Annotated in this window: 34 protein-coding genes; 19 read left to right on the forward strand and 15 right to left on the reverse strand. The window is 64.6% G+C overall.

All coding sequences use genetic code 11. The annotated features are described in order from the left end of the window. The first annotated feature begins 16 nt into the window (after nt 1-16). Nucleotides 17-736, forward strand: coding sequence for a gamma-glutamylcyclotransferase (locus JEQ47_RS16105; protein WP_198877453.1), 720 nt, complete (start codon nt 17-19; stop codon nt 734-736). Between the two features lie 178 nt (nt 737-914). Next, nucleotides 915-2,174 carry a diaminopimelate decarboxylase gene (gene lysA, locus JEQ47_RS16110; protein ID WP_198877454.1) on the forward strand — a complete coding sequence of 420 codons (1,260 nt, stop codon included), beginning with the start codon at nt 915-917 and terminating at the stop codon, nt 2,172-2,174. Nucleotides 2,175-2,386: 212 nt separating this feature from the next. Here the strand turns inward: lysA and JEQ47_RS21095 are convergent, their stop codons facing one another. From JEQ47_RS21095 to JEQ47_RS16125, 3 genes are all read right to left on the reverse strand, one after another. Beyond that, nucleotides 2,387-2,749 (reverse strand): SH3 domain-containing protein, encoded by a 363-nt coding sequence (locus JEQ47_RS21095; protein WP_198877455.1) that lies wholly within the window; start codon nt 2,747-2,749, stop codon nt 2,387-2,389. 331 nt (nt 2,750-3,080) lie between these two features. Further along, nucleotides 3,081-3,488, reverse strand: a complete 408-nt coding sequence (locus tag JEQ47_RS16120; RefSeq protein ID WP_198877456.1) for a response regulator — start codon at nt 3,486-3,488, stop codon at nt 3,081-3,083. Nucleotides 3,489-3,497: 9 nt separating this feature from the next. Then, entirely contained in the window at nt 3,498-4,454 is a 957-nt protein-coding gene (locus JEQ47_RS16125) for a zinc-ribbon domain-containing protein (protein WP_198877851.1), read from the reverse strand. Nucleotides 4,455-4,678: 224 nt separating this feature from the next. Between JEQ47_RS16125 and ftsE the strand changes: the two genes are divergently transcribed. From ftsE to JEQ47_RS16145, 4 genes are all read left to right on the forward strand, one after another. After that, a complete protein-coding gene (gene ftsE / locus JEQ47_RS16130) occupies nt 4,679-5,341 on the forward strand; it encodes a cell division ATP-binding protein FtsE (protein WP_198877457.1) in 663 nt (220 codons plus the stop codon). Beyond that, the gene (locus JEQ47_RS16135) at nt 5,334-6,263 is read left to right on the forward strand and encodes a cell division protein FtsX (protein WP_198877458.1); all 930 of its coding nucleotides are present in this window, start codon (nt 5,334-5,336) and stop codon (nt 6,261-6,263) included. The genes ftsE and JEQ47_RS16135 overlap by 8 nt, the downstream gene beginning before the upstream one ends. 64 nt (nt 6,264-6,327) lie before the next feature. Next, nucleotides 6,328-7,137: a lysophospholipid acyltransferase family protein gene (locus JEQ47_RS16140; RefSeq protein ID WP_198877459.1), complete on the forward strand. Its 810-nt coding sequence runs from the start codon at nt 6,328-6,330 to the stop codon at nt 7,135-7,137. 113 nt (nt 7,138-7,250) lie between these two features. Continuing rightward, nucleotides 7,251-7,592, forward strand: coding sequence for a hypothetical protein (locus JEQ47_RS16145; RefSeq protein WP_198877460.1), 342 nt, complete (start codon nt 7,251-7,253; stop codon nt 7,590-7,592). Here the strand turns inward: JEQ47_RS16145 and JEQ47_RS16150 are convergent. After that, the gene (locus JEQ47_RS16150) at nt 7,580-8,158 is read right to left on the reverse strand and encodes a gamma-glutamylcyclotransferase (RefSeq protein WP_236020921.1); all 579 of its coding nucleotides are present in this window, start codon (nt 8,156-8,158) and stop codon (nt 7,580-7,582) included. The genes JEQ47_RS16145 and JEQ47_RS16150 overlap by 13 nt on opposite strands. Before the next feature lie 134 nt (nt 8,159-8,292). Here JEQ47_RS16150 and JEQ47_RS16155 point away from each other — a divergent pair, with 134 nt between their 5' ends. Further along, nucleotides 8,293-9,264 carry a DUF2125 domain-containing protein gene (locus JEQ47_RS16155; RefSeq protein WP_198877461.1) on the forward strand — a complete coding sequence of 324 codons (972 nt, stop codon included), beginning with the start codon at nt 8,293-8,295 and terminating at the stop codon, nt 9,262-9,264. A gap of 341 nt (nt 9,265-9,605) precedes the next feature. Here the strand turns inward: JEQ47_RS16155 and JEQ47_RS16160 are convergent, their stop codons facing one another. From JEQ47_RS16160 to JEQ47_RS16175, 4 genes are all read right to left on the reverse strand, one after another. Continuing rightward, nucleotides 9,606-10,577 (reverse strand): prephenate/arogenate dehydrogenase family protein, encoded by a 972-nt coding sequence (locus JEQ47_RS16160; RefSeq protein WP_198877462.1) that lies wholly within the window; start codon nt 10,575-10,577, stop codon nt 9,606-9,608. Continuing rightward, nucleotides 10,574-11,668: a histidinol-phosphate transaminase gene (gene hisC, locus JEQ47_RS16165; RefSeq protein ID WP_198877463.1), complete on the reverse strand. Its 1,095-nt coding sequence runs from the start codon at nt 11,666-11,668 to the stop codon at nt 10,574-10,576. The genes JEQ47_RS16160 and hisC overlap by 4 nt, the downstream gene beginning before the upstream one ends. A gap of 140 nt (nt 11,669-11,808) precedes the next feature. Continuing rightward, nucleotides 11,809-12,171, reverse strand: a complete 363-nt coding sequence (locus JEQ47_RS16170) for an endonuclease domain-containing protein (RefSeq protein WP_198877464.1) — start codon at nt 12,169-12,171, stop codon at nt 11,809-11,811. Between the two features lie 88 nt (nt 12,172-12,259). Beyond that, a complete protein-coding gene (locus tag JEQ47_RS16175; RefSeq protein WP_198877465.1) occupies nt 12,260-12,991 on the reverse strand; it encodes a class I SAM-dependent methyltransferase in 732 nt (243 codons plus the stop codon). Nucleotides 12,992-13,091: 100 nt separating this feature from the next. On the opposite strand from JEQ47_RS16175, the gene gloB reads away from it, so the two are divergent. From gloB to JEQ47_RS16190, 3 genes are all read left to right on the forward strand, one after another. Then, a complete protein-coding gene (gene gloB, locus JEQ47_RS16180) occupies nt 13,092-13,859 on the forward strand; it encodes a hydroxyacylglutathione hydrolase (RefSeq protein ID WP_198877466.1) in 768 nt (255 codons plus the stop codon). A gap of 3 nt (nt 13,860-13,862) precedes the next feature. Further along, nucleotides 13,863-14,402 (forward strand): GNAT family N-acetyltransferase, encoded by a 540-nt coding sequence (locus tag JEQ47_RS16185; protein ID WP_198877467.1) that lies wholly within the window; start codon nt 13,863-13,865, stop codon nt 14,400-14,402. 74 nt (nt 14,403-14,476) lie between these two features. Next, nucleotides 14,477-14,794 (forward strand): hypothetical protein, encoded by a 318-nt coding sequence (locus JEQ47_RS16190; RefSeq protein ID WP_198877468.1) that lies wholly within the window; start codon nt 14,477-14,479, stop codon nt 14,792-14,794. Between the two features lie 10 nt (nt 14,795-14,804). On the opposite strand, the gene JEQ47_RS16195 is transcribed toward JEQ47_RS16190, so the two are convergent. Then, complete coding sequence (locus tag JEQ47_RS16195) at nt 14,805-15,257, reverse strand: hypothetical protein (protein ID WP_328769353.1); 453 nt, start codon at nt 15,255-15,257, stop codon at nt 14,805-14,807. Nucleotides 15,258-15,395: 138 nt separating this feature from the next. Here JEQ47_RS16195 and JEQ47_RS16200 point away from each other — a divergent pair, with 138 nt between their 5' ends. Then, on the forward strand, nt 15,396-15,875 hold the full coding sequence (locus JEQ47_RS16200; RefSeq protein WP_198877854.1) for a VOC family protein: 480 nt from the start codon (nt 15,396-15,398) through the stop codon (nt 15,873-15,875). A gap of 54 nt (nt 15,876-15,929) precedes the next feature. Here JEQ47_RS16200 and fumC read toward each other — a convergent pair whose 3' ends face one another. The 5 genes from fumC to JEQ47_RS16225 form a co-directional block, all read right to left on the reverse strand. Further along, nucleotides 15,930-17,333, reverse strand: a complete 1,404-nt coding sequence (gene fumC / locus JEQ47_RS16205; RefSeq protein WP_198877469.1) for a class II fumarate hydratase — start codon at nt 17,331-17,333, stop codon at nt 15,930-15,932. A gap of 122 nt (nt 17,334-17,455) precedes the next feature. Continuing rightward, on the reverse strand, nt 17,456-17,635 hold the full coding sequence (rpmF, locus tag JEQ47_RS16210) for a 50S ribosomal protein L32 (protein WP_086471861.1): 180 nt from the start codon (nt 17,633-17,635) through the stop codon (nt 17,456-17,458). Nucleotides 17,636-17,753: 118 nt separating this feature from the next. Further along, a complete protein-coding gene (locus JEQ47_RS16215; RefSeq protein WP_198877470.1) occupies nt 17,754-18,149 on the reverse strand; it encodes a type II toxin-antitoxin system VapC family toxin in 396 nt (131 codons plus the stop codon). Further along, complete coding sequence (locus JEQ47_RS16220; protein WP_198877471.1) at nt 18,149-18,388, reverse strand: type II toxin-antitoxin system VapB family antitoxin; 240 nt, start codon at nt 18,386-18,388, stop codon at nt 18,149-18,151. Before JEQ47_RS16220 ends, JEQ47_RS16215 begins: the two co-directional genes overlap by 1 nt. 57 nt (nt 18,389-18,445) lie before the next feature. Then, nucleotides 18,446-19,156: a biosynthetic peptidoglycan transglycosylase gene (locus JEQ47_RS16225; RefSeq protein ID WP_198877472.1), complete on the reverse strand. Its 711-nt coding sequence runs from the start codon at nt 19,154-19,156 to the stop codon at nt 18,446-18,448. Between the two features lie 204 nt (nt 19,157-19,360). On the opposite strand from JEQ47_RS16225, the gene JEQ47_RS16230 reads away from it, so the two are divergent. The 6 genes from JEQ47_RS16230 (at nt 19,361) to JEQ47_RS16255 (ending at nt 22,998) form a co-directional block, all read left to right on the forward strand. Then, nucleotides 19,361-20,263 (forward strand): polyprenyl synthetase family protein, encoded by a 903-nt coding sequence (locus JEQ47_RS16230; RefSeq protein WP_198877473.1) that lies wholly within the window; start codon nt 19,361-19,363, stop codon nt 20,261-20,263. Nucleotide 20,264: 1 nt separating this feature from the next. Beyond that, the gene (locus tag JEQ47_RS16235) at nt 20,265-20,900 is read left to right on the forward strand and encodes an MOSC domain-containing protein (RefSeq protein ID WP_198877474.1); all 636 of its coding nucleotides are present in this window, start codon (nt 20,265-20,267) and stop codon (nt 20,898-20,900) included. A 116-nt stretch (nt 20,901-21,016) separates the two neighbouring features. Continuing rightward, nucleotides 21,017-21,484 carry a YbaK/EbsC family protein gene (locus JEQ47_RS16240; protein ID WP_198877475.1) on the forward strand — a complete coding sequence of 156 codons (468 nt, stop codon included), beginning with the start codon at nt 21,017-21,019 and terminating at the stop codon, nt 21,482-21,484. Continuing rightward, nucleotides 21,466-22,098, forward strand: coding sequence for a class I SAM-dependent methyltransferase (locus JEQ47_RS16245; RefSeq protein ID WP_328769360.1), 633 nt, complete (start codon nt 21,466-21,468; stop codon nt 22,096-22,098). The genes JEQ47_RS16240 and JEQ47_RS16245 overlap by 19 nt, the downstream gene beginning before the upstream one ends. A gap of 132 nt (nt 22,099-22,230) precedes the next feature. After that, nucleotides 22,231-22,659 (forward strand): PACE efflux transporter, encoded by a 429-nt coding sequence (locus JEQ47_RS16250; RefSeq protein ID WP_198877477.1) that lies wholly within the window; start codon nt 22,231-22,233, stop codon nt 22,657-22,659. A 42-nt stretch (nt 22,660-22,701) separates the two neighbouring features. Next, nucleotides 22,702-22,998 (forward strand): hypothetical protein, encoded by a 297-nt coding sequence (locus tag JEQ47_RS16255; protein WP_198877478.1) that lies wholly within the window; start codon nt 22,702-22,704, stop codon nt 22,996-22,998. A gap of 107 nt (nt 22,999-23,105) precedes the next feature. On the opposite strand, the gene ispG is transcribed toward JEQ47_RS16255, so the two are convergent. Beyond that, nucleotides 23,106-24,347, reverse strand: coding sequence for a flavodoxin-dependent (E)-4-hydroxy-3-methylbut-2-enyl-diphosphate synthase (ispG, locus tag JEQ47_RS16260; protein ID WP_198877479.1), 1,242 nt, complete (start codon nt 24,345-24,347; stop codon nt 23,106-23,108). Nucleotides 24,348-24,429: 82 nt separating this feature from the next. Here ispG and JEQ47_RS16265 point away from each other — a divergent pair, with 82 nt between their 5' ends. Both JEQ47_RS16265 and JEQ47_RS16270 read left to right on the forward strand, forming a co-directional pair. Continuing rightward, entirely contained in the window at nt 24,430-25,401 is a 972-nt protein-coding gene (locus JEQ47_RS16265) for an arabinan endo-1,5-alpha-L-arabinosidase (protein ID WP_198877480.1), read from the forward strand. A 166-nt stretch (nt 25,402-25,567) separates the two neighbouring features. Continuing rightward, on the forward strand, nt 25,568-25,867 hold the full coding sequence (locus tag JEQ47_RS16270) for a YkvA family protein (protein ID WP_198877481.1): 300 nt from the start codon (nt 25,568-25,570) through the stop codon (nt 25,865-25,867). Nucleotides 25,868-25,994 lie beyond the last annotated feature (127 nt).

Here is a 25,994-nt window from a genome sequence, read left to right on the forward strand (position 1 = left end):
GGAAGAAGGGCCGGTGATGACCAAACCCTCGCGACAGATGCGTCTCAGTCCGCGTCATGTCGCCTATGTGCAGCCAGCCGTCATTAGCGAAGACATGCCGCCGCCGCCCGAGGGCATGCGATCGGCCACCGAGGACGACCATCGCGCCACCATTGACGCTCTCATGGCGGGGACCGACGATCCCGGCGAAATCTGGTTCTTTGCCTATGGCTCGCTGATCTGGAAGCCGGCCTGCGACTTTGTTGAAATGCGCACCGGGCTCGTACGCGGCTGGCACCGCGCCTTTTGCCTGGGGTGGAACAATCGCTGGCGCGGCTCGGATGAGAATCCGGGGCTGATGCTGGCGCTCGATCGCGGCGGGGCCTGCAAGGGCGTGGCCTATAGGCTGCCGCCGGACCGGGTCGAAGACAACCTCATAAAGCTGTTCGAGCGCGAAATGGGCTGGCTGCCCTCGGCCTTTCCGCCGCGCTGGGTCAATGTGCAAAGCGGCGAGCGCCGGATCCGGGCGCTGACCTTCTGCATCGACCGCAAGTCGGGGCGCTATGTCTCCGGACTCAGCGAGGCCGAGGTGGCCGCGGTGCTGGCCAAGGCCGCCGGTTCGCGTGGCTCGATGGCCGACTATCTCCACGCCACGGTCGAGCATCTCGAACAGATGGGCATTCACGACCCTCATCTCTGGCGATTGCAGCACCTGGTCGCCGAGCACATCGAAGCCGCTTATGAAGCGGATCGATAAGTCTGGCTTTTGTTTTTTGCCGAGCTGAACTAGGGAATAGCGCGAAATTCGTCACACTCTCGATGTCATCCCGGCGAAGGCCGGGATCCATCTTGAGATTTTACAATCCGCCCGATCTCAGGATGGACCCCGGCCGTCGCCGGGGTGACAAAGTGGGTGTTGGGAGAGCGGGGCAAAAATGGTCCACCACTTCACTCACCGCGATGGCGTGCTCCATGCCGAGGACGTTGATATCAACGAGCTGGCTGAGAAGGTGGGGACGCCTTTCTACGTCTATTCCAGCGCCACTTTGCGCCGGCATGTGCGGGTGGTGCGCGAGGCCTTTGACGGCATTCCCATGCTGATGGCCTATGCCATGAAGGCCAATTCCAACCAGGCGGTGTTGCGGCTGATGGCCTCGGAGGGCTGTGGCGCCGACGTCGTCTCGCTGGGCGAGCTCGAACGGGCACTGGCCGCCGGCATTGCACCGGAAAAGATCGTCTTTTCGGGGGTCGCCAAGACCGAAGCCGAGATGCGCCGCGGGCTCGAAGTCGGCATCAAGTGCTTCAACCTCGAAAGCGAGCCGGAGCTCGAACGCCTCTCTCGCGTCGCCACGGCGATGGGCAGGACGGCGCATGTCTCGGTCCGCATCAATCCAGATGTCGACGCGCGCACCCATGCCAAGATTTCGACCGGCAAGAGCGAGAACAAGTTCGGCATCCCGTTCAAGCGGGCCCTCGAGGTCTATGCCCGCATTGCCGCGCTTCCCAATGTCGAGGCCGTCGGCGTCGACATGCATATCGGCTCGCAGATCACCGATCTCGAACCCTTCGGCAATGCCTTCGGCCTCATGGCCGAACTGGTCGAGGCGCTGCGCGCCGATGGCCACGATATCCGTCATGTCGATGTGGGCGGTGGTCTCGGCATTCCCTATAATGTCGACGAGGACGCCCCGCCCCACCCGCAGGCCTATGCCTCGGTGGTGCGCGACAAGGTCGGGCAGCTCGGTTGTTCGCTGGTGATCGAGCCGGGGCGGCTGCTGGTGGGCAATGCCGGCATCCTGGTCACCAAGGTGGAATATGTGAAAGAGGGCGAGGCCGACTTCATCATCGTCGACGCGGCGATGAACGATCTCATCCGCCCCACGCTTTATGAAGCCCACCACGATATCCAGCCGGTGAACCCGTCCAACCTCCCGCCGATCACCGGGGACATTGTCGGGCCGGTCTGCGAAACCGGCGATTATCTCGCCAAGGGTCGCACCATTGCCGGGGTCAAGGAGGGCGACCTCCTGGCGGTCATGAGCGCCGGCGCCTATGGCGCGGTCATGGCCTCGACCTATAATTCCCGCCCGCTGATCCCCGAAGTGCTGGTGGATGGCGACCGCTGGCACGTCATCCGGCCGCGCAGGTCACTGGACGAATTGCTGGCACTGGATAGCGTGCCGGACTGGGTCTAGCGCGAAGGTCGCGCCCCCTGCGCCTCCCTCCCCTTGAGGGGGAGGGACCGAGGGTGGGGTGACAGGTGCTGAAAATCACCCCACCCCAGCTTCGCTAGGGCCGATGGCCCAGCTGCGCTACCCTCCCCTCGAGGGGAGGGAACGAAGGGCCTTGGCGCTGGAGGCGTAGAGGCAAGGCCCCCGCAGCCACACTTTCTGTTCCTGGTCCGCGCCTAGCGGCTGAGGAAGTCGCCCCAGACCCAGCCACCCTGCACCTGGCACCAGTTGTCGCCCCGGCACTGCATCAGGGGCACGCTGCTGCCCGCATTGAGCATGCCGATGACCGAGCCGCTGCCGCCGGGAGCGTCGTAGAGGTCGACGTCGCCGGTGACCTTGGCCATGTTGGAAGCCGGTGCGGCCGGCGCTGGGCCAGTGGTGCCGCCGCCGGCAGGAGCGGCGTTGCCGGTGCCGAAGTAGAGGTCCGTACTCTGCTTGATGTAGTCCTGCACGATCTGGCCCTGGCGATTGGGCTGGGCGGCGGCGAAGCCGGGGTAGAGGCAGGCGGCAACCGCGAGACTTGCAAAAACGATGCGCACGATAAGTCTTTCTCCTGAACGTTATTGATAAAGAGAAACCAATAGGTTGATCGAGACTCCAACCTACCGAGACAATACTGATCGAAACTCTGCTCTATACAGTTAGCAGTAGACAGTGCCGGCTACAATGAGAGAGGCGGAGATGTGATCGGCCGGGAAGCCGCGCGATGTGCCGTCACCCAATGGCGAGCGGACACAATTAGGGCGCGCAGGATCAGGCACCCAGACCCGGCCTCCCCTGAGGAGGACGGATTGGGTCTCAGGCAGCGTCCCTGATGCAGCGCAGCCGCATCCCCCCTCCTTCAGGGGGAGAGTGGGTGGGGTGGACGGCTTACTGCAATCCGCGCCGGGCCAGCGGCACGACTTCGACCGGAACGCCGTTGAGCGCATCGTCGACCTTGGCCAGCAGATCGGCCAGTGTGAAGGGCTTGGCGATGACGTCGTAGATGAGGGCGTCGAGCCCATGGGCGCGCTCGCGCTGGTCGGCAAAGCCGGTCATCATCAGGATGGTCACATCGGGATAGCTGGCGCCCACCTGCAAGGCCAGCGCAATGCCATCCATGACCGGCATCTTGATATCGGTGAGCAGCAGGTCGAAGCGCCCGCCCTCGGCTTCCATGGTTTCGGCAGCGAGGCCGCCGTCTTCCTCGGCAATGACCTCGTGGCCCTTCATGGTGAGGGCGGATACGACAAAGGCGCGGACCGAAGGATCGTCTTCGGCGACAAGGATGCGAGCCATGACGCTCTCCTAATGGTGTTCGGTGGCCGCCGGTTCCGGCGCATGGTCCGGTTCGGCGGCGGGATCGGCATGTCCGGCGGACGGGGCCGCATGCGAGGGTTCGGCGGGAGGTGACACGTGCACGGCAGCATCGGCCGGCGCGGTTTCCGTGGTGGCGGTGGTCGAGGTGGCGCCGCGACCGGCAAAACTGAGGCGCACCCGCACCGCCTCGCTGGGCGGCAGGGAAAGCCTGGTATCGAAAGTGGCCCGCTCGCCCGCCATCAGGTTGGAGACGCGTGGCGCCACGCTCCATTCATAGACGGCGCTGCCGCCGGCATCGAGCAGGCTGATGACGACGGGCGGCACTTCCACCGGACGCGGCTCGAGGCCGACGATCTGGGCGGAGACGGTCAGCACTTCATTGCCGGCCGAAAGCGCCTTGAGGGTTTCGAGATTGGAGAAATCGAGGCCCACGACATTGACGCCGAGCCCGACGGCTTCATAGACGCCCGCCATGTCGGGATAGCGCTCGACAATGGCCACCCGGCCAAACCAGGCGCCGCCTACAAGGCCGGCGAGGAGCACGATGCCGGCCAAGCGCGCGGCGCGGCGCAATCGCGCCAGCGGCAGGCTCGAAATCATGGCGTTCTGGCGCCGGTTGAACGCCTGCTGGCGCTTCTGCAGCTCTGCCGCATCGGTGCCGGGCAGCGCCCGCGACGGTGCGGCGGCAGGCTTTGCGACCCTGGGGGCCTCGGCGGCTACGGCGCTGGCTTCGGCCGCCATGGCGTCGTCCAGCGCATCCTCGGCCATGGCCTCGAACAGCGCGTCGTTCCGGACTGCGTCGGCAGACCGCACAACCGGTTGCGGCACCGGGTCCTGGTTCCAGGCCTGATGGCAATGGGCGCACTGCACCTTGCGACCGGCCGACCCGATGGCCTCATAGGTCACCTGGTACTTGGTCTGGCAATGTGGGCAGGTGATGATCATCAGGCCTGACGCGATCCCGGAATGGTCAGCGACCCTATCCCCGGCGGGGTTAAAACTCCTCAAACCCGACCCAAAACCCGCGCCCCGACCAAAATTGTGCCGCTTTCCCCCGGCCAATGACCGGGCCATGCCGCGGGGCTTGCGCGCGGCTGCTATGATGCGGCCAAACGCTGATTCGCCGCGATGACGCCAATGCCGCCGGACGAGCTGGGGAGCACCCGTTCTTGATCGAGTTTTCCGATGTGGGCCTGCGCTACGGCAATGGCCCCGAAATCCTCAAAGACCTCACCTTTTCGATCGAGCCGGGCTCGTTCCACTTCCTGACCGGCCCTTCGGGCGCCGGCAAGACCAGCCTCCTCAGACTGCTGCTGCTCTCAGTCCGCCCCAGCCGCGGCAAGGTCACCATGTTCGGCGAGGATGTCGGCAATCTCGACCAGGACGCCCTTCTGCAGATGCGGCGCCATATCGGCATCGTGTTCCAGGAATTCCGCCTGCTCGACCACCTCACCACCTTCGAGAATGTGGCGCTGCCGCTGCGCGTTCTGGGACAACCCGAAAGCGAATACCGGCCCAATGTCACCGAGCTGCTCGAATGGGTGGGCCTGGGGGAACGCATGCACGCTTTGCCGACCCTGCTTTCGGGCGGGGAAAAGCAGCGCGCCGCCATTGCCCGCGCCGTGATCGCGCGGCCCAAGATCCTGCTCGCCGACGAGCCCACCGGCAATGTCGATCCGGACCTTTCGAGCCGCCTCGTGCATCTTTTTGCCGAGCTCAACCGGACGCTGGGCATGACCATCATCCTCGCCACCCACGAATTGCCGCTGCTCGATCGCTTTCCCTATCCGCGCATGGTGCTCAACAAGGGGGAGCTGACCATCCATGGTTAGGAACGTGCTCGCAAGACTGCCCCGCCGTGGCGGCGCCGCGCCCATCGTGCCCGAAAAAAGCGTAGCCGGGCGCACCCTGCTGCTGCTCGTCACCATCATGGCCTTTCTGTCGGCAGTGACGCTGGGCGGGGTGGTGCTGGTGCAGAAATCGGCCATTGCCTGGTCCGCCGATGTGGGCCGGGAACTGACCATCCAGATCCGTCCGGTCGAGGGCGAGGTGATGGAATCGAGCCTGCGTACCGCCGTGTCGCTGGCCCAGTCGACCCCCGGCATCGCCGGAGCACGGGCGCTGACCATCGAGGAAAGCCAGGCCCTGCTCGAACCCTGGCTCGGCGCCGGCCTCGACCTCTCGGCCATCGCCATTCCACGGCTCGTCGTGGTGCAGCTTTCCGATCCGGCCGAGGCCGATATCGAGCAGTTGCAGCGCAATCTTTCGGCCATCAAGGGCGCCAGCCTCGATACCCATGCCGCCTGGCGGCAGCAGCTCAACACCATGGCCGGCACCGTCGTAATCTCGGGCCTTCTGGTGCTCGGGCTGATCGGCGTCGCCACCGTGCTCGCCATCATCTTCGCCACGCGCGGCGCCATGGCGACCAATCGCGAGATCGTCGACGTGCTGCACTTCATCGGCGCGTCCAACAAATTCATTGCCGGCGAATTCCAGGGGCGGTTCCTCTCCATCGGCCTCCAGGGCGGTTTCCTCGGAGCGCTGCTGGCCATCCTCTTCTTCCTGCTGATCGGCGCCGCCGCCGGCAGCGTGCTGCCCAGCGAAGCCACGGCGCAGGTGGGGGCGCTGTTCGGCTCGTTCCTGCTCGGCTGGGACGGCATGATCTTCATCCTCCTGATCGTGCCGGTCATGGCGGTGCTGACCGCCGTCACCTCGCGCACGACCGTCAGGCGGTATCTCAGCGAAGCCTCCTAAACCCTCGCCAAGCGCGGCGCGCCCGGCTATGAGGGATAAAGGCGCCGGATAAGGCGGAGGACCCATGTCGATCAAGGCCGCGTTCCAGGCGATCCGCACCGCGCTGTTTTACCTGATCTTTCTGGGGCAGACGGTGATCTGCGCCATCCTCGCGGGCACGGTGGGCATCATCTTCGGACGCACGCGCTTCGGCTGGGCCATCGCCCGCTGGTGGTGCTGGTCCAACATCCAGTATCTCAAGCTCACCGGCATGGGCACCCATGTCGAGGGCGCCGAACACATCCCGCCCGGCGGCTGCATCATCGCCTCGAAGCACCAGTCCGACTGGGACATTTTCGCGATCTTTCCGCATACCGGGCGGCCGGCCTATATCGCCAAGAAGGAGCTGATGCGCATCCCCTTCTTCGGCTGGGCGGCCCATTCGCTCGACTGCATCGAGATCGACCGCCAGAAGGGCGGGCAGGCCATCCCGGAAATGATCAAGCAGGCGAAAGCCGCCATCGATCGCGGCTGCCGCATCGTCATCTATCCCGAGGGTACCCGCAAGGCGGTGCTGGCCCCGGCCGAATACCGGCAGGGCATCGTGCGCATGTATACCGAGCTCAACGTACCGGTCGTGCCGGTGGCGCTGAATTCGGGCCTGTTCTGGGGCCGCAACAGCCTCGTCATCTGGCCCGGCACCGCGCGGGCGAAATTCCTGCCGCCGATCGCGCCGGGCCTCGCGCCGGAAGAGTTCCGCCAGCGGCTGCACGACGTCATCGAGGCCGAATCGACCCGCCTCACCCTCGAGGCCATCGACCAGGGCATCGGCAGGCCGCTCGATGCGCGGCTCAAGGCACGGGTAGATGCCGTTCGCCCTGCCCCGACCCACTAGATATTGACGTAAACTGCGAACACACCCATACCTATAGAAGTTGCACCGGCAGCCGTTGACCTTGCCTGCAATTTGTTCTATTTTTGTTCTTCTCTGGGACGCAGGGGAACACCATGGTGTATTTCGCCAATCTCGCGCAGCACACACGACGGCAGCCGGCGCTTGCGCACTGGATCGGCCAGTCGGGCCGCGATTATGCGCTCAGCGTCGAAAGTCTCGAGAGCTTCGCCATGGCAGAAGCCGCGCTCTATGTCATTGCCAAAGGCGGCAATGTGCTCTGGGTCGGCTCGGCCGATGACCTCGTCGCCGATCCGATGAGCCGCACGCGCTTCCGCCTGGCGCTCGACTGCGCCAGCCATGTCTTCCGCTTCGACGCCGCCGACGACCGGCTGGCCACCATCTGGGATCTCGAACAGGCCGTGCCGGCCCCGCGGCTGGCGGCTCAGGCCGCCTGACCCTTGTCCTCGGGCGCGTCGGCCTCGAGCTGCCGCGCCAGGGTCATCAGCGCCTTGTCGCGAATGCCCAATTGCATGAGGTGACGGGCGGTATTGAGCACGTAATCGACATTGCGGCCCGAAATGCCCACCCCGGCGCGGATCATGGCCAGTTGCTGCTCGACGCTCAATTGCCCGGCAAACTGTTCATGAGCCTCGTCGACCACATAGGTCAGCGCCCTGACATGGCGCCCATCCGCGAGAGTGACCGGGCGCCAGACATCGCGATAGACCGAGGTGACGAGTTCGCGCGCATCGAGATAGGCCCGCGCCTCGGCCCAGGCCGTTGCGCAGACTTCGAACACCATGCCGCGGCACGAGCCGCCACGCGTCAACCCGAAGACGAGGCCCGGCGTGTCGCGCGTGCCCCGATGATGATGCGAAATGATCGAGAGCGAGCGATGCGCCCCCCGCAGTAGGCCAAGCTGGGCGCTGAGAAAGGAAAATCCCGGATTCCAGATCAGCGACCCGTAGCCGAAAACCCACCGCGTGCTGCCCGGATCCGTCTCGTCCATTGCCTTTGCCATAGCGCAACCACTTTCCTCACTAGGCTAGCGCCGGGCATCGCGACCGGCAAGAACAGTGCTGCATGGTGATGCCAGCAGAAATGCGGCACGCAAACCCGCTTCTGACAGGCGGGCGTCGCGGTTAAGAAGAAGCCATGAAAAAACGAATCATCATCCTGGGCAGTGTTGTCCTACTCGTTGTCCTCGTCTGGAGCGCCGGCTGGCTGTTTGTCGCCGGCCAGATCCGCCAGCAGGTGGACCTGCTGGCGCTGGGCGATGGCGAGACGGCGCCGCAACTGCAATGCGGCACTCTGGACGTGAGCGGCTTCCCCTTCCGCTTCGACATCGCCTGCACCAATGCGGCAGTGGTGTCGGGCGACCTCCTGGTCGAAATCCCTGGGCTCAGGGCCAGCGCCATGGTCTGGCGCCCCAACCATATCCTGGCTTCGGCCGCCGGTCCGGCCCGTATTTCGGACGCCTTTACCGGGCTCGAGCAGAGCCTGTCGTGGACCAGCATGGAAGGGAGCCTCAGGCTCGACGACTGGCGCATTGCCAGGGTGTCGCTCGTCGCCAATGCGATGCAGTGGACCGATCTGCTGTTCGGGGAAACGGTGATCGCCACCGCGCCGGCGGTGGAGCTGCACCTGCTCGACATGCCCGAGCAGCATGACGCGACCACGCGGCGCGCGGCGCTGGCCGGCTATCTCAAGGCAACCGACGTGGAAGCCCCCGGCATCGCTCTTGCCAAGACCAATGCCGAGGTGGAGCTCGAACTGACCGGACTCATCGACGACATCAGGGACTGGGGTATCGTGCCGTTCCTGCCCGACTGGCAGGCGGCCGGCGGCAGGCTGCGCGTCGTCGGCATTCGGGCCGATGACGGCACGGCCGACCTCAACGCGTCGGGCGAGCTGGCGCTCGACGCCAGCGGCTTCCCCACCGGCAGTATCGCAATCGACTCCCTCGGCGTCGCCGAGCGCATCGGTCCCTACCTCGAAGAACCGTGGCGGACCCTCGTGCTCGGCGTTCCCGGCGAAGACGGCCGCCACAAGAACCAGCTCAATTTCGGCGGCGGCGCCCTGTCGTCGGGACTGGTGCCGATCGCGCAACTGGCGCCGCTGTTCTAAAGCTCAATTTGTCGGTTCCTGCGCCCCCTCTCCCTATGGGGGAGAGGGTGGGGTGAGGGGGGCTTCGGCAAACTGAGTGGCAAGGCCCCCTCACCCGGCGCGGCGCGCCGACCTCTCCCCCAAAGGGAGAGGTGAAGAAGGCGCCGCTGTTTTCGCGCTCCAAAGACGCAAAACCATCCATGCCTTCGTCATTGCCTGGCTTGACCGGGCATCGCATGGACCACCCGGTCAAGCCGGGTGGTGACGATGGGGGAAGTATCGGGCCAGCCATTCAAGCATAGCTTTCCTCGCCTTGGACGCTCAGATCGCTTCACCGGAGCGATTTGGCCGAAGGCACGCGTTCAAGCATCATCCCCGCCGCCATGGTCGCGGACTTGCGTCGGCTCGGGCACCGGCGGGGCTTCGTGCGGGCGGCCGAAATCGGGCGCGGCGGTTTCCTGGCCGGCATTGATGATCGAGCGGCGAATGGCCCGGGTGCGGGTGAACATGGCTTCAAGCGCCGCGCCATCGCCATTGCGCACGGCGCGCTGCAGCACCGACAGGTCCTCGTTGAAGCGGCCGAGCATTTCGAGCACCGCTTCTTTGTTGGTGAGGAAGACGTCGCGCCACATCACCGGATCGGAAGCGGCGATGCGGGTGAAATCGCGGAAGCCCGACGCCGAGAATTTGATGACTTCGGACTGCGTCGAAGCTTCGAGATCGGCCACCGTGCCCACGATGTTGTAGGCGATGAGATGCGGAATGTGGCTGGTAATGGCCAGCACCATGTCGTGATGCGCGGCATCCATGCACTCGACCTGCGAGCCCATGGCCTGCCAGAAGGCGACGAGCTTAGCCGTATCGGCTTCGGGCACGCCTTCTGTGGGGGTGAGGACGCACCAGCGCCCCGCAAAGAGCTCGGCAAAGCCGGCCGAGGGCCCTGAATGCTCGGTGCCGGCGATGGGGTGGCCGGGAATGAAGCTGACGCCCGGGGGCACATGCGGGCCGACTTGCCTGACGACGTGTTCCTTGACCGAGCCGACATCGGACAGGATGGCGCCGGGCGCCAGCGCCGGGGCGATGGCCGCAGCCAGCGCGCCATAGGCGCCCACCGGAGCGCAGAGAATGACGAGATCGGCGCCGCGCACGGCCTCGGCGGCATCGAGCGTGTAGATATCGCCAAGCCCGAGGGCGCGCGCCTCGTCCAGCGTTTCCTGCCGGCGCGTGGCGATGGAAATGACGTCCACCAGGCCCTGCCGCCGCGCCGCCAGCGCGATGGACGAGCCGATAAGACCGATGCCGACCAGCGCCAGTTTCTTGAAATGCACGCTCATCGGGTTTCGTCCATGGATTTGAGCACATTTGCCACGCCGCGCATGGCCTCTTCCGAACCGATGGAAATCCGCAGCGCCAGCGGAATGCCGTAGGACACGCCGATTTCGCGCACGATATAGCCAGCTTCGGCCAGCGTTTCGAAGGCGCGGGCCGCGGTTTCGGGCGTGTCGAACAGCACCATGACGAAATTGGCCTGGCTCGGCACGACGCGCATGCGATTGCCGGACAGTTCCGCTGTCAGCCAGTCGCGCCACTGGGCATTGTGTTCGCGAAGGCGGGCGGTGAACTCGACATCGCGCACCGCGGCGGCACCGGCCATCTGCGCCGGCAGATTGACATTGAACGGCCCGCGGATGCGGTGGATGGCATCGACCACATGGTCGGGACCCACCATCCAGCCGATGCGGGCAGCGGCGAGGCCCATCTTCGAAAAGGTGCGGACCATGACGACATTGTCGTGCGCATCGACCAGGTCGAGCCCGACAGAATAGTCGGCGGCGGTGACATATTCGGCATAGGCGCTGTCGATGACGAGGAGAATGTCGGGCCGCAACCCGGCATGGAGCCGCGCCACTTCGGCCTGCGTCAGATAGGTACCGGTGGGGTTATTGGGGTTGGCGAGCCAGACCACCTTGGTCCGCTCGGTGACAGCAGCGAGGAGCGCATCGACATCGGCGCGATAATCGGCCTCCTCGACCATGACGATCGATGCGCCGGTTGCCCTGGTGATGATCGGATAGACCGAAAAGCCATAGCGGTTCATTACCGCCTCGTCGCCTTCGCCCAAATACACCTGCGCCAGAAGGTGCAGGAGATCGTCCGAGCCATTGCCGCAGACGATGCGGGCCGGGTCGATGCCATGCACTTCGCCCAGCGCCTCGCGCAGGAGGCGCGACGAGCCCTCGGGATAGATTTCGAGATGCGCCGCCGCCTCGATCATGGCGGCCAGCGCCTTGGGGCTGGCCCCGAGCGGGGATTCATTGGCCGAGAGCTTGATCGCCTTGCTGCCCGGCTTGCCGGACTTGCCCGGCAGATAGGGCGCAATATCGAGAATGCCGGGCTGCGGCGTGGGGCGGTTTGGAGCGGTCATGACGCACTTCGTGACAGGCAGGAAAGCCGCGCGGACCATAGTGAAAGGCGGTGGCAAAGGCAAAGGCTGTGTGTGCCTTTATGCTCTCGCTGCCACCCTCCCCCTTGAGGGGAGGGTAGTGGAGCTTGGTCCGTGAGGACCTAGCGGAACTGGGGAGGGGGAGCTTGGTCGACCGGACCTTTTAGTGCCAGAATAACCGCGCGAAACACACCGTCAGGGTTTCGCATCACCTCGTCATTGGGAATTCTCAGAACTCGATAGCCATGCGCGGCCAAGGCCGCATCGCGTGTGGCATCTTTGTGCGGCGCGTCGCCTACGAAATGCGTTTCGCCGTCGATCTCAACGACCAATCTTGCTGCATGACTAGCGAAGTCTACCACATACGGGCCCATCTGGACCTGCTTGCGAAAATGATACTGGCTTCGCAAGCTTGCGATGATTTTCCAGAACCGGACCTCCGCTGGTGTTGGGTTCTTTCTTAATTTGCGCGCCAGTTGGGACAATCACCCCCTCCCTAGTTTCGCTAGCTGCTACGCACCAAGCTTCACTACCCTCCCCTCAAGGGGGAGGGTGACAGTGACAATGTTCAATTTACCCGCTCCGCGCGGTGGCGGCGCTGAGGCCGGGCACGCGGACATAGCGGGCTTCGCGCTTGCGGCGGGGAATGGCTGGAAAAGCTTCCTTGCGGGCGCGGATGCAGATGACCCCACTCATGGCCGGCCCGAAAATGCGGCCGAACCGCTCGAAGAAGCGGGGATATTTGAGCACCAGCCGCGATTGCAGCGGCGGCAGGAACAGCGCATCGCGCCAGGCTTCCGGCACGAAGGAGTGGTCGCGCAGGAGCTTGTCGAGCTGCCCGCCGGAATAGGGATTACCCTGGCCGAAGGGGGTATTGTCGCGCTGCGCCCAGATGCCCCGCCGCCGCGGCACCACCAGCAGCAGGTGGCCATTGGGCGCGGTGATGCGCCAGAGCTCGCGCATCAGCTCCTCGGCATCGGCCACATGTTCGAGCGCATGGATGGCGATGGTGAGATCGACGGCGGCATCGGTGAGCGGCATTTCCAGGGGATCGCAGAGCACGGTGCGCGACGGACCCTCGCGCGGCCAGGCCGACGCCCCCTGCCGCTCGGGCATGAAAGCCACGACCCGTTCCGCCGCGCCCAGGGTGAAACGCAGATAGGGCGTGGCAAAGCCCAACCCCAATACGCGCCGCCCGGCGACATCGCCGGCCAGGGCAATGACCTGCTCGCGCACCAGCGCCCGTGAAAGGCGCCCGAGCGGGGACTTGTAGTAACCGATGAGGCGGACGACATCGCTGGTCATATCAGGAACTTGCCAAAGCCACGGGGACTTGTCCAATCCGAGGTTGTCACGCGGCGCCCGGCTCCCTAGCTTGCGGGCAATTGAATTGAAGGAGATGACTATGGGCCTGATCGTGGACGTGTTTCCCGCCCGCAGCGACAATTTCGGCTATCTGGTGCATGACGAGGCCACCGGCCGCACTGCGGCCATCGACGCGCCCGAGGCCGGCCCGATCCGCAATGCCCTCCTCCACCGGGGCTGGACGCTGAGCGACATCTTCATCACCCACCACCATATCGACCACGTGGAAGCGATCGGCGAACTCAAGGCCGTCTTCGGCGCCCGGGTGGTCGGGCCGCGCGACGAGGCCGACAAGATCGAAGGGCTCGACGAACTGGTGGGCGACGGCGACGTGATCGAGCTGGGCGACAGCCGCTTTGCCGTGATCGCCACGCCCGGCCACACGCTGGGGCATGTGGTGTTCTACAACCAGGATGGCGGGCACCTCTTCTCCGCCGATGCGCTGTTTTCTCTCGGCGTTGGGCGCATGTTCGAGGGCACGCCGGGACCGATGTGGGAGGGGGTCAAGCGCCTGCGCGACCTGCCCGATGCAACTCTGGTCTATTGCGGCCACGAATACACCCAGAGCAACGCGAAATTCGCGCTCTCCATCGATCCGGATAACGCGGCGCTCAAGGCCCGCGCCGCCGAAGTGGACCGCCTGCGCCTTGCCGGGCGGCCGACCATTCCCTTCAATCTGGGCGAAGACAAGAAGGCCAATCCGTTTCTCCGCGCCGACGCGCCGGAACTGGCCAGGCATTATGGCCTCGAGGGCGCCGATCCGACCGAGGTGTTCGCCGCCATCCGCAAGGGCAAGGACAATTTCTGAGCCATGCCGGACACGCTGACATTCAAACCGGTGACGGAAAAGACTGTTGGTGATTTCGAGAAGCTGTTCGGGGCGAAAGGCGGCCCGAACTGGTGCTGGTGCATGGCCTTCCGGGCGACGCCCGAGGAAATCCGCAACAGCAAGAGCCCCGAGCGCAGGAAGCAGATCCTGGCGCGGGTTTCGGGCAAGGTGCCCATCGGCATTCTCGCCTATGAACAAGGCGAGCCGGTTGGTTGGGTGTCGCTGGCGCCCAAGGACACGTTTCGCAAGCTGGGCGGGGTGGAGGACACGGACAAGGTCTGGTCCATCACCTGCCTCTTCATCCCCCGCGCCCGACGCGGCCAGGGCATGGCCAACCGGCTCATTGCTGGCGCCATCGCCTATGCGAAAAAGCGCAAGGCACGGCTGCTGGAAGCCTACCCGGTCGATCCGGACTCCCCCAGCTACCGGCATATGGGCTTTGTCCCCGCCTTCGAGCGGGCCGGCTTTACCGAGACGGGACGGGAAGGCACGCGACGCCACGTCATGCAGCTTTCCCTGTGAACCCACCCGTTCGGGGGATCGATATTCCTTAACGAAACGTTACCATCTGGCACGGTGATTGCCCCTAAGGGGGTATGAGCCCGCTAGGCCTGTGCCATTCCGGCACGGGGCGGCCCGAAATGGTACGGTCGATGTCCGATCCGGTGCAAAGCGAGACAGTTTCCTCCGGCCTGCCGATGGCACTGGGCCTGGCTGCGCCGCGCCCATCGCTGGCTTTTTCCGCCCCCAACGCCGCCTTTGTCAGCCAGCTCATTGCCGCGCGCGCCCATATGGCGCCGCAGCGCGCCCGCCGCATGGGCACCGCCGAGGGCGCCGTCGGCGCCTATGGACAGACGGCGCGGCTGACGCAGCGGCGCATGCCGCAGGGCTATCGCAAGACGGTCGTGGCGTAGGGACCGCGGCCTAGTTCATCTCGACATCGCGGCTGGCGCTGGTGATGGAGACGGTAAAGCCCGCCACCACGTCGATCAGGCTCATCACCATGAGCAGGAAGAAGACCGAACTGGAGGCGGCGCCCACCAGCAGGAATTCGACGAGAAAGGCAACGAATACCACCATGGAGAGCATGTGCTCGATAATCGACGAGCGCGCCGAATTGGTGGATTTGAGCACTTCCACAAAGAGCAGCAGCACGCCGACGACGAGCAGGAAATCGCCCGCCGTGATTGCCCAGGGCATGCCCGAGGGCATGGGCAGCGAAAAGAGCCCCGCGGCCCAGTTGACCGGATTGCCGCCGAAAAACACGAAGACCACGATGTTGTAGAGCACGAAGGGCACGGCCAGGAGCGGGAAGATGAAGCCACCGCGGCGCCGGGTGCGCGCGGAAGTATGAGGGATCATCACGGTTTCGGTCACGGCGCGGCCTCCAGGATTTTGGCCACCATGCCAGAGCTTGCGCAGACGCGAAAGGGCATGTCGAAGCGGCGCATGCTGGACCGTCGCTACCGTGCAGGCCATGCTAGGGCCGGCACATCGATCGAGGAGAACGACATCATGGCCCAGGCCAAGAACACCATCTGCATCTGGTACGACAAGGACGCCGAGGCGGCGGCCAATTTCTATGCCGCGACCTTTCCCGACACCAAGGTGACCAGCGTGCACCGCGCGCCGAGCGACAATCCATCGGGCAAGCAAGGCGAGGTGCTGACGGTGGAATTCACCATCATGGGCATCCCCTGCATTGGCCTCAATGGCGGCCCGGCCTTCAAGCATTCCGAGGCCTTCTCGATGCAGATCGCCACCGACGACCAGGCCGAAACGGACCGCTATTGGAACGCCATTGTCGGCAATGGCGGCGAAGAGAGCATGTGCGGCTGGTGCAAGGACAAGTGGGGCCTCTCCTGGCAGATCACGCCGCGCGCCCTCAGCGCCGCCATGGCCATGGGCGGCGACGCCGGCAAGCGCGCCTTCGAAGCGATGATGACGATGAAGAAGATCGACATCGCCAGGATCGAGGCGGCGGCCAAAGGTTAGCGGCTAGCCCAAGCCAACCTCCCCCTTAACGAGGGGAGGCTGGAGCCTTTCGTCTCAGAGCTTCTTGAGCTTGAGCGGGCCGACCATCTGCTCAGGCTTCACCTCGGCGTCGAATTCTTCTGCGGTGAGCAGGCCCAGGTCGATCGCGGTTTCCTTGAGGGTGGAGCCGTTCTTGTGCGCGGTCTTGGCGATCTTGGCAGCGTTGTCGTAACCGATCTTGCGGTTGAGCGCGGTGACCAGCATCAGCGACTGGTCGACGAGCTGCTTGATGCGCTTGTGGTCGGGCTCGATGCCCACGGCGCAATTGTCGTTGAACGACTTGGCCGCATCGGCGAGGAGCCGCACGGTCTGCAGGAAATTGTAGGCGATGACGGGCTTAAAGACGTTGAGCTCGAAATTGCCCTGTGACGCGGCAAAACCGATAGCGGCGTCATTGCCCATGACCTGGGCGACTACCATGGTCATGGCCTCGGACTGGGTCGGATTGACCTTGCCCGGCATGATCGAGGAGCCCGGCTCGTTTTCCGGAATGGTGATTTCCCCGAGGCCCGAACGCGGGCCGGAAGCCAGCCAGCGCACGTCATTGGCGATCTTCATGAAGGCGACGGCGAGCTGCTTCAGCGCGCCCGACGTGCCCACAAAGGCGTCGTGCCCGGCAAGAAGCGCGAACTTGTTGGGGCCGGTGACGAAATCGCGGCCGGTCAGGGTGGCGATTTCCTTGGCAACGGCCACGGCATAGTCAGGATGGGCATTGAGGCCCGTGCCGACGGCGGTGCCGCCCAGAGCCAGTTCCTTCAATTGCGGCATCGTCGCCTTGATGGCGGCCATGGCATAGTCGATCTGCGCCACCCAGCCGGAAATTTCCTGCCCGAGGGTCAGGGGCGTCGCGTCCTGAAGATGGGTGCGGCCGATCTTGACCACGTCCATGAACGCCTCGGACTTGGCGTTGAGCGTGTTGCGCAGCAACTCGACGCGTTCGTAGAGATAGCCCTCCACCGCCTCGACCGCCGCGATATGCATGGCGGTGGGGTAGGTGTCGTTGGACGACTGGCTCATATTGACGTGGTCATTGGGATGGACGGGCTTTTTCGTGCCCATCACTCCACCGGCCATTTCGATGGCGCGGTTGGAAATGACCTCGTTGACATTCATGTTGGACTGGGTGCCCGAGCCGGTCTGCCAGACCACCAGCGGGAAATGGTCGCTGAGCTGGCCGGAAATCACCTCGTCGGCGGCAGCGACCACGAGGTCGCGGGTGGCTTCGTCCATGAGGCCGAGCTTGTGATTGGCCAGTGCTGCGGCTTTCTTGAGGATGCCGAAGGCGGTGATGATCTCGGTGGGCATCTTCTCCCCGCCGATATCGAAATTCATGAGGCTGCGGGCGGTCTGCGCGCCATAGTATTTATCGTTCGGAACCTCGATCTGGCCCATGGTGTCCGATTCGACGCGCGTGCTCATCTAGCCTCTGCTCCGGTTTGGCCGCCCTTGCTGGCGGCAGGAAAAACAAAACGGCCGACCCTTGTGGGGGCCGGCCGTCGAAATATCAGAAAAAGCGCATCAGCGCCCGCTCGCCTTTCGGCTTAGTTCTTTGCCGCGAGGATCTGGCGACCGCGATACATGCCGGTCTTGAGATCAACGTGATGCGGACGGCGCAGCTCACCCGAATCCTTGTCTTCGACATAGGTCGGGTTGGCAATCGCGTCGGCCGAGCGACGGAAACCGCGCTTCATCGGCGAGGTCTTGCGTTTTGGCACTGCCATGGTCGGTACTCCGAAATTCAAAATCGTTGTGCCGCCAAAAGCGGCCAGAGACGGTCTCTCTGCAGGATTGGTGGGGTCTATAGAGCAGAACGAAAGGATTGGCTAGGGGATTCTTGCCCTAGCCACGATCGATATCGGTGTGCATGAAGTCATTGCCCTTGAACAGCAGTGGCACGCCATGAATGCGGGCACAGGCATAGGCAAAGCAGTCGCCCATATTGAGATCGGCCTTGTGCCGGCCCTTGCCGTATTGTGCAAAAGCCGCAATGGCCGCGCGGCCGATGGTGGAGGAAATTTCGACCACCTCCACCCGTGCCTCCTCGATGAAGACATCGACCAGGGCCTGCGCTTCCTCCACGCTACAATCGCGTTTCCGCGCCAAACCCGCGACTGTTTCGTAAAGGGCCAGAGGCGACATCAGCGCCCGCTGTGCCCGCTCGAGCTTCTGCACCAGACTATTGGCGTCATCCTCACCGCCGAGAATGGCAATGACGGCCGAGGCATCGACAAACATCACTCGTCGCCCGAAAGCGCGTCAAAAAACGCCTTGTCGGCCTCCGCACCCGTCTTGGGAAAAGCCCGGTAGCGGCCGACAAGGGGCGCGAGCCGTTCCGCCAGCGGCACCCTTTCGCGCTGGCGTTCATATTCCGCCTCCACCGCGTGCCGGATCGCCTCGGTCAGGCTCTGGTTCTTGAGACGGGCCAGCCTGCGCACCGCAGCATCAGTCGTCTCGTCCCGGATGTAAAATGCCATGTATATACTCCCGTTCCGGATTGTATATACAACCAGACAGTGCCGCCTGCAAGGTCATCAGAGCGCCAGCCGGCCATTGGCCCCCACGCAAGCAGCCCGATCGACATATCGGCGCGCCCGCTCCTCGACAATGCCGGCCACCCGCAGGAGGCCCACATTGGGGCGCGCCGGATCGCGCAGGATGGGATTGGGCAGAGTGACGGCCAGGAGGCTCGCCGTCTGCCAGTCGAGGTTCTGCGGTTCGCGCCCGAAGGCGCGCAGCGCCCCCGCCGCGGCACCGAATTCGCCCTCCGGTCCCCATTCGGCGATGTTGAGATAGATTTCCATGATCCGCTTCTTGGGCAGCACCAGGTCGATATAGACCGCCAGCGGCACTTCCAGCGCCTTCCTCAGCGCGCTTTGGTGGTTCCAAAGGAAGAGATTGCGCGCCACCTGCATGGTGAGCGTCGAGGCGCCCCTCGCTTCCCGTCCGGCAAGGTAGTTTTGGACCTCGTCCTTGAGCGCCGCGACATCGACGCCCCAATGGCGGCAGAATTGTCCGTCCTCGGAGAGAATGATGGCGGCCTTCAGGCGATCGGAAATATCATCGATATCCCGCCAGTGCCGCGTAACAGGCTGCCCGGTGGCGAGGCGCGTGAGCATCGGCACGGAGACCGGCTGCACCACGAGATAAAGCGGCGTCAGCAGCAGCGGAATGGCCACCAGCACGGCCAGCATGCCGAGCGGAATGCGGAGGATCCGCCAGAGGGTTTTCTTGCGCCGGGGCATGGTGCTTTCATGGAGTGGTGTGTGCGGGGAAGCAACCCCTCACCCGTCTCGGCCTGCGGCCGATCCACCCTCTCCCGCAAGGGGAGAGGGGGAGCCCGGTGGCCGATCGCACTCGGAATCCACTTCTCCCCTGGCGGGAGAAGGTGCCCGAAGGGCGGATGAGGGGGTCTTGCCGCCCCCATCCCAAAACGCTAGCACATCCTCATGTACGACTTTTCCGCCGACAGCGCCGATTGCGCCCGCTCCGTCGAGGCCGGGCTTTCAGACTATCTTTCGGGCGCGCGGCTCTCCGGGCCCGGTCCGGCATCGGACCGCGTGGTCGAAGCCATGCGGCATGGCAGTCTCGAAGGCGGCAAGCGGCTGCGCCCGCTGCTGGTGCGGCAGGCCGCGGCGATCTTTTCGGTGCCGCGCGACCTCAGCTTGCCGGCCGGCCTGGCCGTCGAAATGGTGCATTGCTATTCGCTGGTGCACGACGACCTGCCCGCCATGGACGACGATGACATGCGGCGCGGGCGCCCGACCGTGCACAAGGCGTTCGATGACGCCACGGCGATCCTCGCTGGTGATGCGCTGCTCACCCACGCCTTCGCCATGCTGGCCGACCCATCCACCCATGCCGATGCCGAAGTGCGCATCCGCCTCGTCGCCGAACTGGCTGCCGGCAGCGGCGCAGGCGGCATGGTGGGCGGGCAGATGCGCGATATCGAGGGCGAGACGAGTGGCTTTTCCGAAGGCGACATCGCCGTGATGCAGGCCATGAAGACGGGCGCCCTGATCCGCGCCGCGGTGCGCATGGGCGCCATCCTGGGCGGGGCTGAACCGCGGGCGCTCTCCGCCCTCACCGCCTATGCCGAGGCGGCCGGTCGTGCCTTTCAACTGGCCGACGATATTCTCGACGTCACCGCCACTGCCGAAGCCATGGGCAAGGCCACCGGCAAGGACGCCGCCCTGGGCAAGCAGACGGTGGTGGCCCGGCTAGGCGTCGATGGCGCCCGCAAGATGCTCGATGCAACTGTCAACGAGGCCCTGCTGGCGCTGCGCACCTTTGGGCCCAAGGCCGATGGGTTACGCGCCACGGCCCGCTATTTCGCAGCCCGGGAGAAATAACGTGGCACACCTTCTCAGCGTCAATATCGGCCGGGACGGCGTCATTCCGGGAACACATACAACGACGGGCATCTACAAGGAGCCCGCAACCGGCCTTGTGGTGATCACCTCCAGCGGCATTCCGGGCGACGTGATCGGTGACCGCAAGCTCCATGGCGGAAGCGACCAGGCGATCTACGTGTATTTCCAGGACGATTATGACTGGTGGAGCGGCGAACTGGGCTATGCGCCGCAGCCCGGTCTCTTCGGCGAGAACCTGACGATCGTGGGAACGGACAGCGCATCGACTGCCATCGGCGATCGCTTCGCGATTGGTGATACGCTGCTGGAAGTCACATACCACCGCACGCCCTGCGTCACCTTCGCTGCCAAGATGGGCGATAAATTCTGGGTCAAGCGCTTCCACAGGGCCAATCGGCCCGGCGCCTATTGCAGGGTGCTGCAACCAGGCACCGTGCAGGCCGGTGAAGAGGTCGTCATCACTCCTTATCCGGGCGAACGCATCACCGTCTCGGACCTCATGGCCTTCGACGTGACGAAGGACATTCCGCTCGACTTCATGCGCCGCGCCCTGACTACCCCGATCCGGGAAAAGACGCGGTTCAAGTATGAGACGCGGCTGGCGGATCTATTCTAGCAGAGACCAAATGTTCATCGTCACCACCCGGTTCATCCGGGTGGTCCATACCGCCAGTGACTGGATTGCCCGGACAAGCCGGGCAATGACGACAAGTGAGAGACTGAAGAAGCACCATGAGCCTCCAATCCGTCCAGACCGATCTCGCTGCCCGCGCGCCGGATCTCACCGTCATGGTCACCGACCAGTCCACTGCCACTGTGCAACTGGCGGCCGACGTGCATGGAGTGGAGCCGGGGCAGATCGCCAAGACGCTCTGCATCCGCGTCAAGGACGAGGAGGTGCTGCTGGTGACGCGCGGCGATGCGCGGCTCGACAACCAGAAGTCGAAATCTGCCTTTGGTGGGCGTCCGCGCATGCTGGGTCCCGAGGATGTGCTACGCCTCACCAGCCACCAGGTGGGCGGCGTCTGCCCCTTCGGCCTGCCCGCGCCGCTGCCGATCTATCTCGACACGTCGCTGAAGATTTACGACCTCGTCATCCCCGCCGGCGGCGATACGCATGCCTCGGTGAAATTGACGGTCGACCGACTGGCGGACCTATGCGGCAACAGATGGGTGGATGCGTGCCAATTGCCCGCATAGCACGCGCGGAACAGTTCATCCGCGAGCGCATGGTCTTGCGGGCCATGCCCTTTCGGCCCGATATTTCCATCCATACGCCTACCCCACAGAGCGGCATCAATGCCTGGCTGGCCGGCGAAGGGCAGGACAACGAGCCGCCCTACTGGGCCTATGCCTGGGGCGGCGGCGCGGCTTTGGCACTTTACCTCCATGACCATCCCGAAGTGGTAGCGGGCAGGAGCGTGCTCGATTTCGGCGCCGGATCGGGCCTCGTGGGTATTGCAGCGATGAAGGCGGGCGCCCGCACCGTGCTTCCCCTAGAGCCCAATCCGATCGGTCAGGTGGCGCTGAAACTCAATGCCGAGGCCAATGGCGTGGCGCTCGACCTCTGGACAGCGCCGGGCCTGCCCCAGGTCAATGTCGTGCTGGCGGGCGATGTCTTCTACAGCGCCGACGTGGTGGCTCAGACCCTGCCTCTGCTGACCCAACTGGCCGGGCGCGGTGCAAAGGTGCTGGTGGGCGATCCATTCCGACGCGACCTGCCGGTCGATCGGCTGGAGCTCATCGCCGAATATGACGTGCCGGACATGGGCGGGCCCGCGCCGGTGCGCTCAGGGGTGTTTGCCCTGCGCTAGCGGCATATCGGAAATGCCCGAAAATCCTTGCCCCTCTGGGCGGGGCAGCCTATATCCCTCCCCGAAGCGAGGACGGCCTCCCCCAGTTTGGGTCAGCGATCGGGACGGCCCGGAATTCGATAGGAGAATTCCATGCGCACCACTGCTGACCGTATCCGCCACGCCATTTCCTTTGAAGTGATCGGCATTCTGATCGCGACGCCACTGGCGGCCTTCGCCTTCCACATGCATGCCGGCGACAGCGCCGTCATCGTCGTGGGCAGCGCCACCGTCGCCATGCTCTGGAACTATGTCTACAATCTCGGCTTCGACAAGGCGATGAACCGTTTTGCCGGCACGACACTGAAGACCGCGCCCCTGCGCGTGCTGCATGCCGTGCTGTTCGAGATCGGCCTCCTGCTCATGCTGATGCCGCTGATCGCGCTCTATCTCGGGATCACGCTGTGGCAGGCCTTTGTCATGGACCTGGCCTTTGCGCTTTTCTACATGGGCTATGCGCTGGTCTTTAACTGGGCCTATGACCGCATCTTCCCGCTGCCGGAATGGCAACAAAATGCCTGAATGCGGGTCTAGGGCGAGTGGATCAACAGCCAAGGACTAACCATGCTGAAGCCACTTGCCCTGATCGCCCTGACCCTTGCCGGAATTGGCGGCGCCGCTGCCGCCTCCGGCGATGCCTGGGAAGAATTCGCCGCCGAGGTCGAGGAAGCTTGCCTTGCGGCAACGGCGGATTATTTCACCGATGCCAGCGTCGTGGTCGACCCCTTCGGCAGCGAGAGCTTTGGCCTCGCCATTGTCTCGAGCGACACGGCGAGCATTGTCTGCGTCTTCGACAAGGAGACCAAGGCGGTGGAGATCGGCGGCGAACTGCCGGTAACCGTCACGGCGACCGAAGAATAAGCCGCACCGGACCCGGCGTCAGCCCAGATGCCCGGTCCATTTGAGGACGCCCAGCACGATGATCAGCGCGGCCAGCCAGAACAGGCGCCGCGTATTGCGCTCGTTCATTATTCCGCCGCGTTCTGCCGGCCGGTGCCGAACTTGCGCTCGATATAATCTGCCACCATGACCTTGAACTGGTCGGCGACGTCCGCGCCGCGCAGCGTCGCGACCTTTTCGCCATCGACAAAGACCGGTGCCGCGGGCGTTTCGCCTGTGCCGGGAAGCGAAATGCCGATATTGGCGTGCTTGCTCTCGCCCGGCCCATTGACGATGCAGCCCATGACAGCCACCGACAGCGTCTCGACGCCCGGATAGCGCTCGCGCCATTCCGGCATCGAGGTGTTGAGATGGTCCTGGATATCCTTGGCCAATGTCTGGAACGTGGTCGAGGTGGTGCGCCCGCAACCGGGGCAGGCTGCGACCACGGGCAGGAACTGGCGGAAACCCATGGTTTGCAGCAGTTCCTGCGCCACCTTCACTTCCGTGGTGCGATCGCCACCCGGCTCGGGGGTGAGGGAAATGCGGATCGTGTCGCCAATGCCCTGCTGCAGGAGTATGCCCAGGGCCGCCGACGAAGCGACGATGCCCTTGGATCCCATGCCCGCTTCGGTCAGCCCCAGATGCAGCGCGTAGTCGCAGCGGGCGGCGAGGTCCTGGTAGACGGCGATCAGGTGCTGGACGTCGGACACCTTGGTCGAAAGCAGGATCTGGTTGCGCCGCATGCCCAGTTCTTCGGCGCGCGCAGCCGAGAGCAAAGCCGACTGGATGATGGCCTCGCGCTGCACCGCCGCCGCAGAAATGGGCGTCGCGGAGGCGGCATTCTCGTCCATCAGGCGCGTCAGCAATTCCTCGTCGAGCGAGCCCCAGTTGACGCCGATGCGCACCGGCTTGTCGTAGCGGTTCGCGATCTCGATGAGGGTCGCGAACTGCGTGTCGCGCTTGGCCTTGAAGCCGACATTGCCCGGATTGATGCGATATTTCGCCAGGGCTTCGGCGCAGGCCGGATGATCCGTCAGCAGTTTGTGGCCGATGTAATGAAAGTCGCCCACCAGCGGCACGTCATAGCCCATGAAGGCGAGGCGGTCGCGGATGATGGGGACAGCGGCGGCGCTCTCGTCTCGATCGACGGTGATGCGCACGATTTCCGAGCCGGCGCGCGCCAGTTGCATGACCTGCTTGACGGTCGCGTCGATGTCGGCCGTGTCGGTATTGGTCATGGACTGGACGACCACGGGGGCGCCGCCGCCGACCATGACGCCACCGACATTGACACCTACCGATTGCCTGCGGGCTGCCGGACCGGCCATAGTTCACCTCGTGTTTGCGCCACAGATAAGCCGCCAAGGCGAGCGACGCAATGTTACGCTTGCGTGATCGGGAGAGGAACCCATGCGACTAGCCGCCACTGCCCTTGCCATGGCCCTTGCCTTGCCCGCCATGGCCCAGCCGTTGACGGGCAATATCGCCATTCACGACCCATCCATAGCGGTGCTGGATGACGGTTTCGTCTCCTTCGCCACCGGGGTCGAGCGCGCCGGCGATGGCGGACAGATCCGCACCAAGACCTCGCCCGACGGCTTGGACTGGCAGGAAAGTGGTCCCCTGCCCGGCGGCATGCCGGAATGGGTCAGTGAGGAGCTCGGCCTCACCCCGCCCAATCTCTGGGCGCCGTCGGTGTTCGAGAAGGATGGGGTGCATTACCTCTACTATTCGGCCTCGAGTTTTGGCCGCAATGACAGCGCCATCGGGCTGATGACCAATGATGCGCTCGATGCGACCGATCCCACCGCAGGCTGGGAAGACCAGGGCATGGTCATCCGCTCGCATGCGGGCGACGACTACAATGCCATCGACCCGGCGCGCATCGATACCGGGGGCAAGGCGTGGCTGGCCTTCGGCTCCTTCTGGGACGGCATCCGCATGGTGGAGCTCGATCCCGCCACCGGCATGGCGCTGCCCGATACGGAGCTGATCGCGCTGGCGTCGCGCGGCGGCGGGGCCATCGAGGCGCCTTCGATCCTCCAGCATGACGGCAAGTTCTATCTCTTTGTGTCCTTCGACCGCTGCTGCAACGGCATTGCCTCGTCCTACCGCATCATGGTGGGGCGTGCCGATGCGGTGGAGGGGCCCTATCTCGACCGCGACGGAAAACCACTGCTTGAAGGCGGCAGCACCGAGCTGCTCAAGGCCGATGGCCGCATGCGGGGGCCCGGCGGGCAGGAAGTGTTCATGCGGGACGGTCAACCCTGGCTCGCATGGCACTGGTATGACCGCGACCAGAACGGCATGCCGAAACTGGCGCTGAGCGCGATCGAATTTGATGACGAGGGATGGCCGGTGATTGAGGGGCCTGCGTTTTAGAACCCCACCCTTGGTCCCTCCCCACAAGGGGGAGGGAGACGATGAACACCAGCGACTATGCCTGCGCCTCCCTCCCCTTGATGGGGAGGGAATGAGGGTGGGGTGATGCAAAACTTGTGATCGCCCCTGCCCTTGTATCGCCACCTCCGCGGGCCATCTATCACACATGATCAAGATGCTCCTCCCCCGCCTCATCCTGTTCCGCAAGGAAGTCGTGCAGCTCTGGAACGCATTCCGGTCGCCGCACACCCCGCTCTATCTCAAGGCGGCGACGCTGTTTGCCGCTTTCTACCTGGTCAACCCGATCGACATCCTGCCCGACTTCATCCCGTTCCTGGGCTGGGTCGACGACATCGTCCTCGTGCCGATGATGGTGAGCTGGATCGTTTCCCGCCTGCCGGTGCCGGCCCACGCCTATGCCGGCCGCTACGGCAAGACGGTCGACGGCACGGCCCGCCGCAAGTGAGCCCAGGGCGGGGCAATTTGACATTGCCCCGCTTATGGCCATGATGGTGACCATGAACGCCCTTCCCCTGCCCACCTGCCGGTTTTTGACGCGCCTCAGCCAGGCAGGCTGATCGCCTGGTGTTGCC

This window comes from Devosia sediminis, from assembly GCF_016411825.1.
Lineage (GTDB): Bacteria > Pseudomonadota > Alphaproteobacteria > Rhizobiales > Devosiaceae > Devosia > Devosia sediminis.

What these genes read in the sequence shown, in the direction of transcription:
- JEQ47_RS16105 (WP_198877453.1), top strand. Translation starts at nt 17, where the DNA reads ATGACCAAACCCTCGCGACAGATGCGTCTCAGTCCGCGTCATGTCGCC.
- lysA (WP_198877454.1), top strand. Translation starts at nt 915, where the DNA reads ATGGTCCACCACTTCACTCACCGCGATGGCGTGCTCCATGCCGAGGAC.
- JEQ47_RS16120 (WP_198877456.1), bottom strand. Translation starts at nt 3,488, where the DNA reads ATGGCTCGCATCCTTGTCGCCGAAGACGATCCTTCGGTCCGCGCCTTT.
- JEQ47_RS16125 (WP_198877851.1), bottom strand. Translation starts at nt 4,454, where the DNA reads ATGATCATCACCTGCCCACATTGCCAGACCAAGTACCAGGTGACCTAT.
- JEQ47_RS16135 (WP_198877458.1), top strand. Translation starts at nt 5,334, where the DNA reads ATGGTTAGGAACGTGCTCGCAAGACTGCCCCGCCGTGGCGGCGCCGCG.
- JEQ47_RS16140 (WP_198877459.1), top strand. Translation starts at nt 6,328, where the DNA reads ATGTCGATCAAGGCCGCGTTCCAGGCGATCCGCACCGCGCTGTTTTAC.
- JEQ47_RS16145 (WP_198877460.1), top strand. Translation starts at nt 7,251, where the DNA reads ATGGTGTATTTCGCCAATCTCGCGCAGCACACACGACGGCAGCCGGCG.
- JEQ47_RS16150 (WP_236020921.1), bottom strand. Translation starts at nt 8,158, where the DNA reads ATGGCAAAGGCAATGGACGAGACGGATCCGGGCAGCACGCGGTGGGTT.
- JEQ47_RS16155 (WP_198877461.1), top strand. Translation starts at nt 8,293, where the DNA reads ATGAAAAAACGAATCATCATCCTGGGCAGTGTTGTCCTACTCGTTGTC.
- JEQ47_RS16160 (WP_198877462.1), bottom strand. Translation starts at nt 10,577, where the DNA reads ATGAGCGTGCATTTCAAGAAACTGGCGCTGGTCGGCATCGGTCTTATC.
- hisC (WP_198877463.1), bottom strand. Translation starts at nt 11,668, where the DNA reads ATGACCGCTCCAAACCGCCCCACGCCGCAGCCCGGCATTCTCGATATT.
- JEQ47_RS16175 (WP_198877465.1), bottom strand. Translation starts at nt 12,991, where the DNA reads ATGACCAGCGATGTCGTCCGCCTCATCGGTTACTACAAGTCCCCGCTC.
- gloB (WP_198877466.1), top strand. Translation starts at nt 13,092, where the DNA reads ATGGGCCTGATCGTGGACGTGTTTCCCGCCCGCAGCGACAATTTCGGC.
- JEQ47_RS16185 (WP_198877467.1), top strand. Translation starts at nt 13,863, where the DNA reads ATGCCGGACACGCTGACATTCAAACCGGTGACGGAAAAGACTGTTGGT.
- JEQ47_RS16190 (WP_198877468.1), top strand. Translation starts at nt 14,477, where the DNA reads ATGAGCCCGCTAGGCCTGTGCCATTCCGGCACGGGGCGGCCCGAAATG.
- JEQ47_RS16200 (WP_198877854.1), top strand. Translation starts at nt 15,396, where the DNA reads ATGGCCCAGGCCAAGAACACCATCTGCATCTGGTACGACAAGGACGCC.
- fumC (WP_198877469.1), bottom strand. Translation starts at nt 17,333, where the DNA reads ATGAGCACGCGCGTCGAATCGGACACCATGGGCCAGATCGAGGTTCCG.
- rpmF (WP_086471861.1), bottom strand. Translation starts at nt 17,635, where the DNA reads ATGGCAGTGCCAAAACGCAAGACCTCGCCGATGAAGCGCGGTTTCCGT.
- JEQ47_RS16215 (WP_198877470.1), bottom strand. Translation starts at nt 18,149, where the DNA reads ATGTTTGTCGATGCCTCGGCCGTCATTGCCATTCTCGGCGGTGAGGAT.
- JEQ47_RS16220 (WP_198877471.1), bottom strand. Translation starts at nt 18,388, where the DNA reads ATGGCATTTTACATCCGGGACGAGACGACTGATGCTGCGGTGCGCAGG.
- JEQ47_RS16225 (WP_198877472.1), bottom strand. Translation starts at nt 19,156, where the DNA reads ATGCCCCGGCGCAAGAAAACCCTCTGGCGGATCCTCCGCATTCCGCTC.
- JEQ47_RS16230 (WP_198877473.1), top strand. Translation starts at nt 19,361, where the DNA reads ATGTACGACTTTTCCGCCGACAGCGCCGATTGCGCCCGCTCCGTCGAG.
- JEQ47_RS16240 (WP_198877475.1), top strand. Translation starts at nt 21,017, where the DNA reads ATGAGCCTCCAATCCGTCCAGACCGATCTCGCTGCCCGCGCGCCGGAT.
- JEQ47_RS16250 (WP_198877477.1), top strand. Translation starts at nt 22,231, where the DNA reads ATGCGCACCACTGCTGACCGTATCCGCCACGCCATTTCCTTTGAAGTG.
- JEQ47_RS16255 (WP_198877478.1), top strand. Translation starts at nt 22,702, where the DNA reads ATGCTGAAGCCACTTGCCCTGATCGCCCTGACCCTTGCCGGAATTGGC.
- ispG (WP_198877479.1), bottom strand. Translation starts at nt 24,347, where the DNA reads ATGGCCGGTCCGGCAGCCCGCAGGCAATCGGTAGGTGTCAATGTCGGT.
- JEQ47_RS16265 (WP_198877480.1), top strand. Translation starts at nt 24,430, where the DNA reads ATGCGACTAGCCGCCACTGCCCTTGCCATGGCCCTTGCCTTGCCCGCC.
- JEQ47_RS16270 (WP_198877481.1), top strand. Translation starts at nt 25,568, where the DNA reads ATGATCAAGATGCTCCTCCCCCGCCTCATCCTGTTCCGCAAGGAAGTC.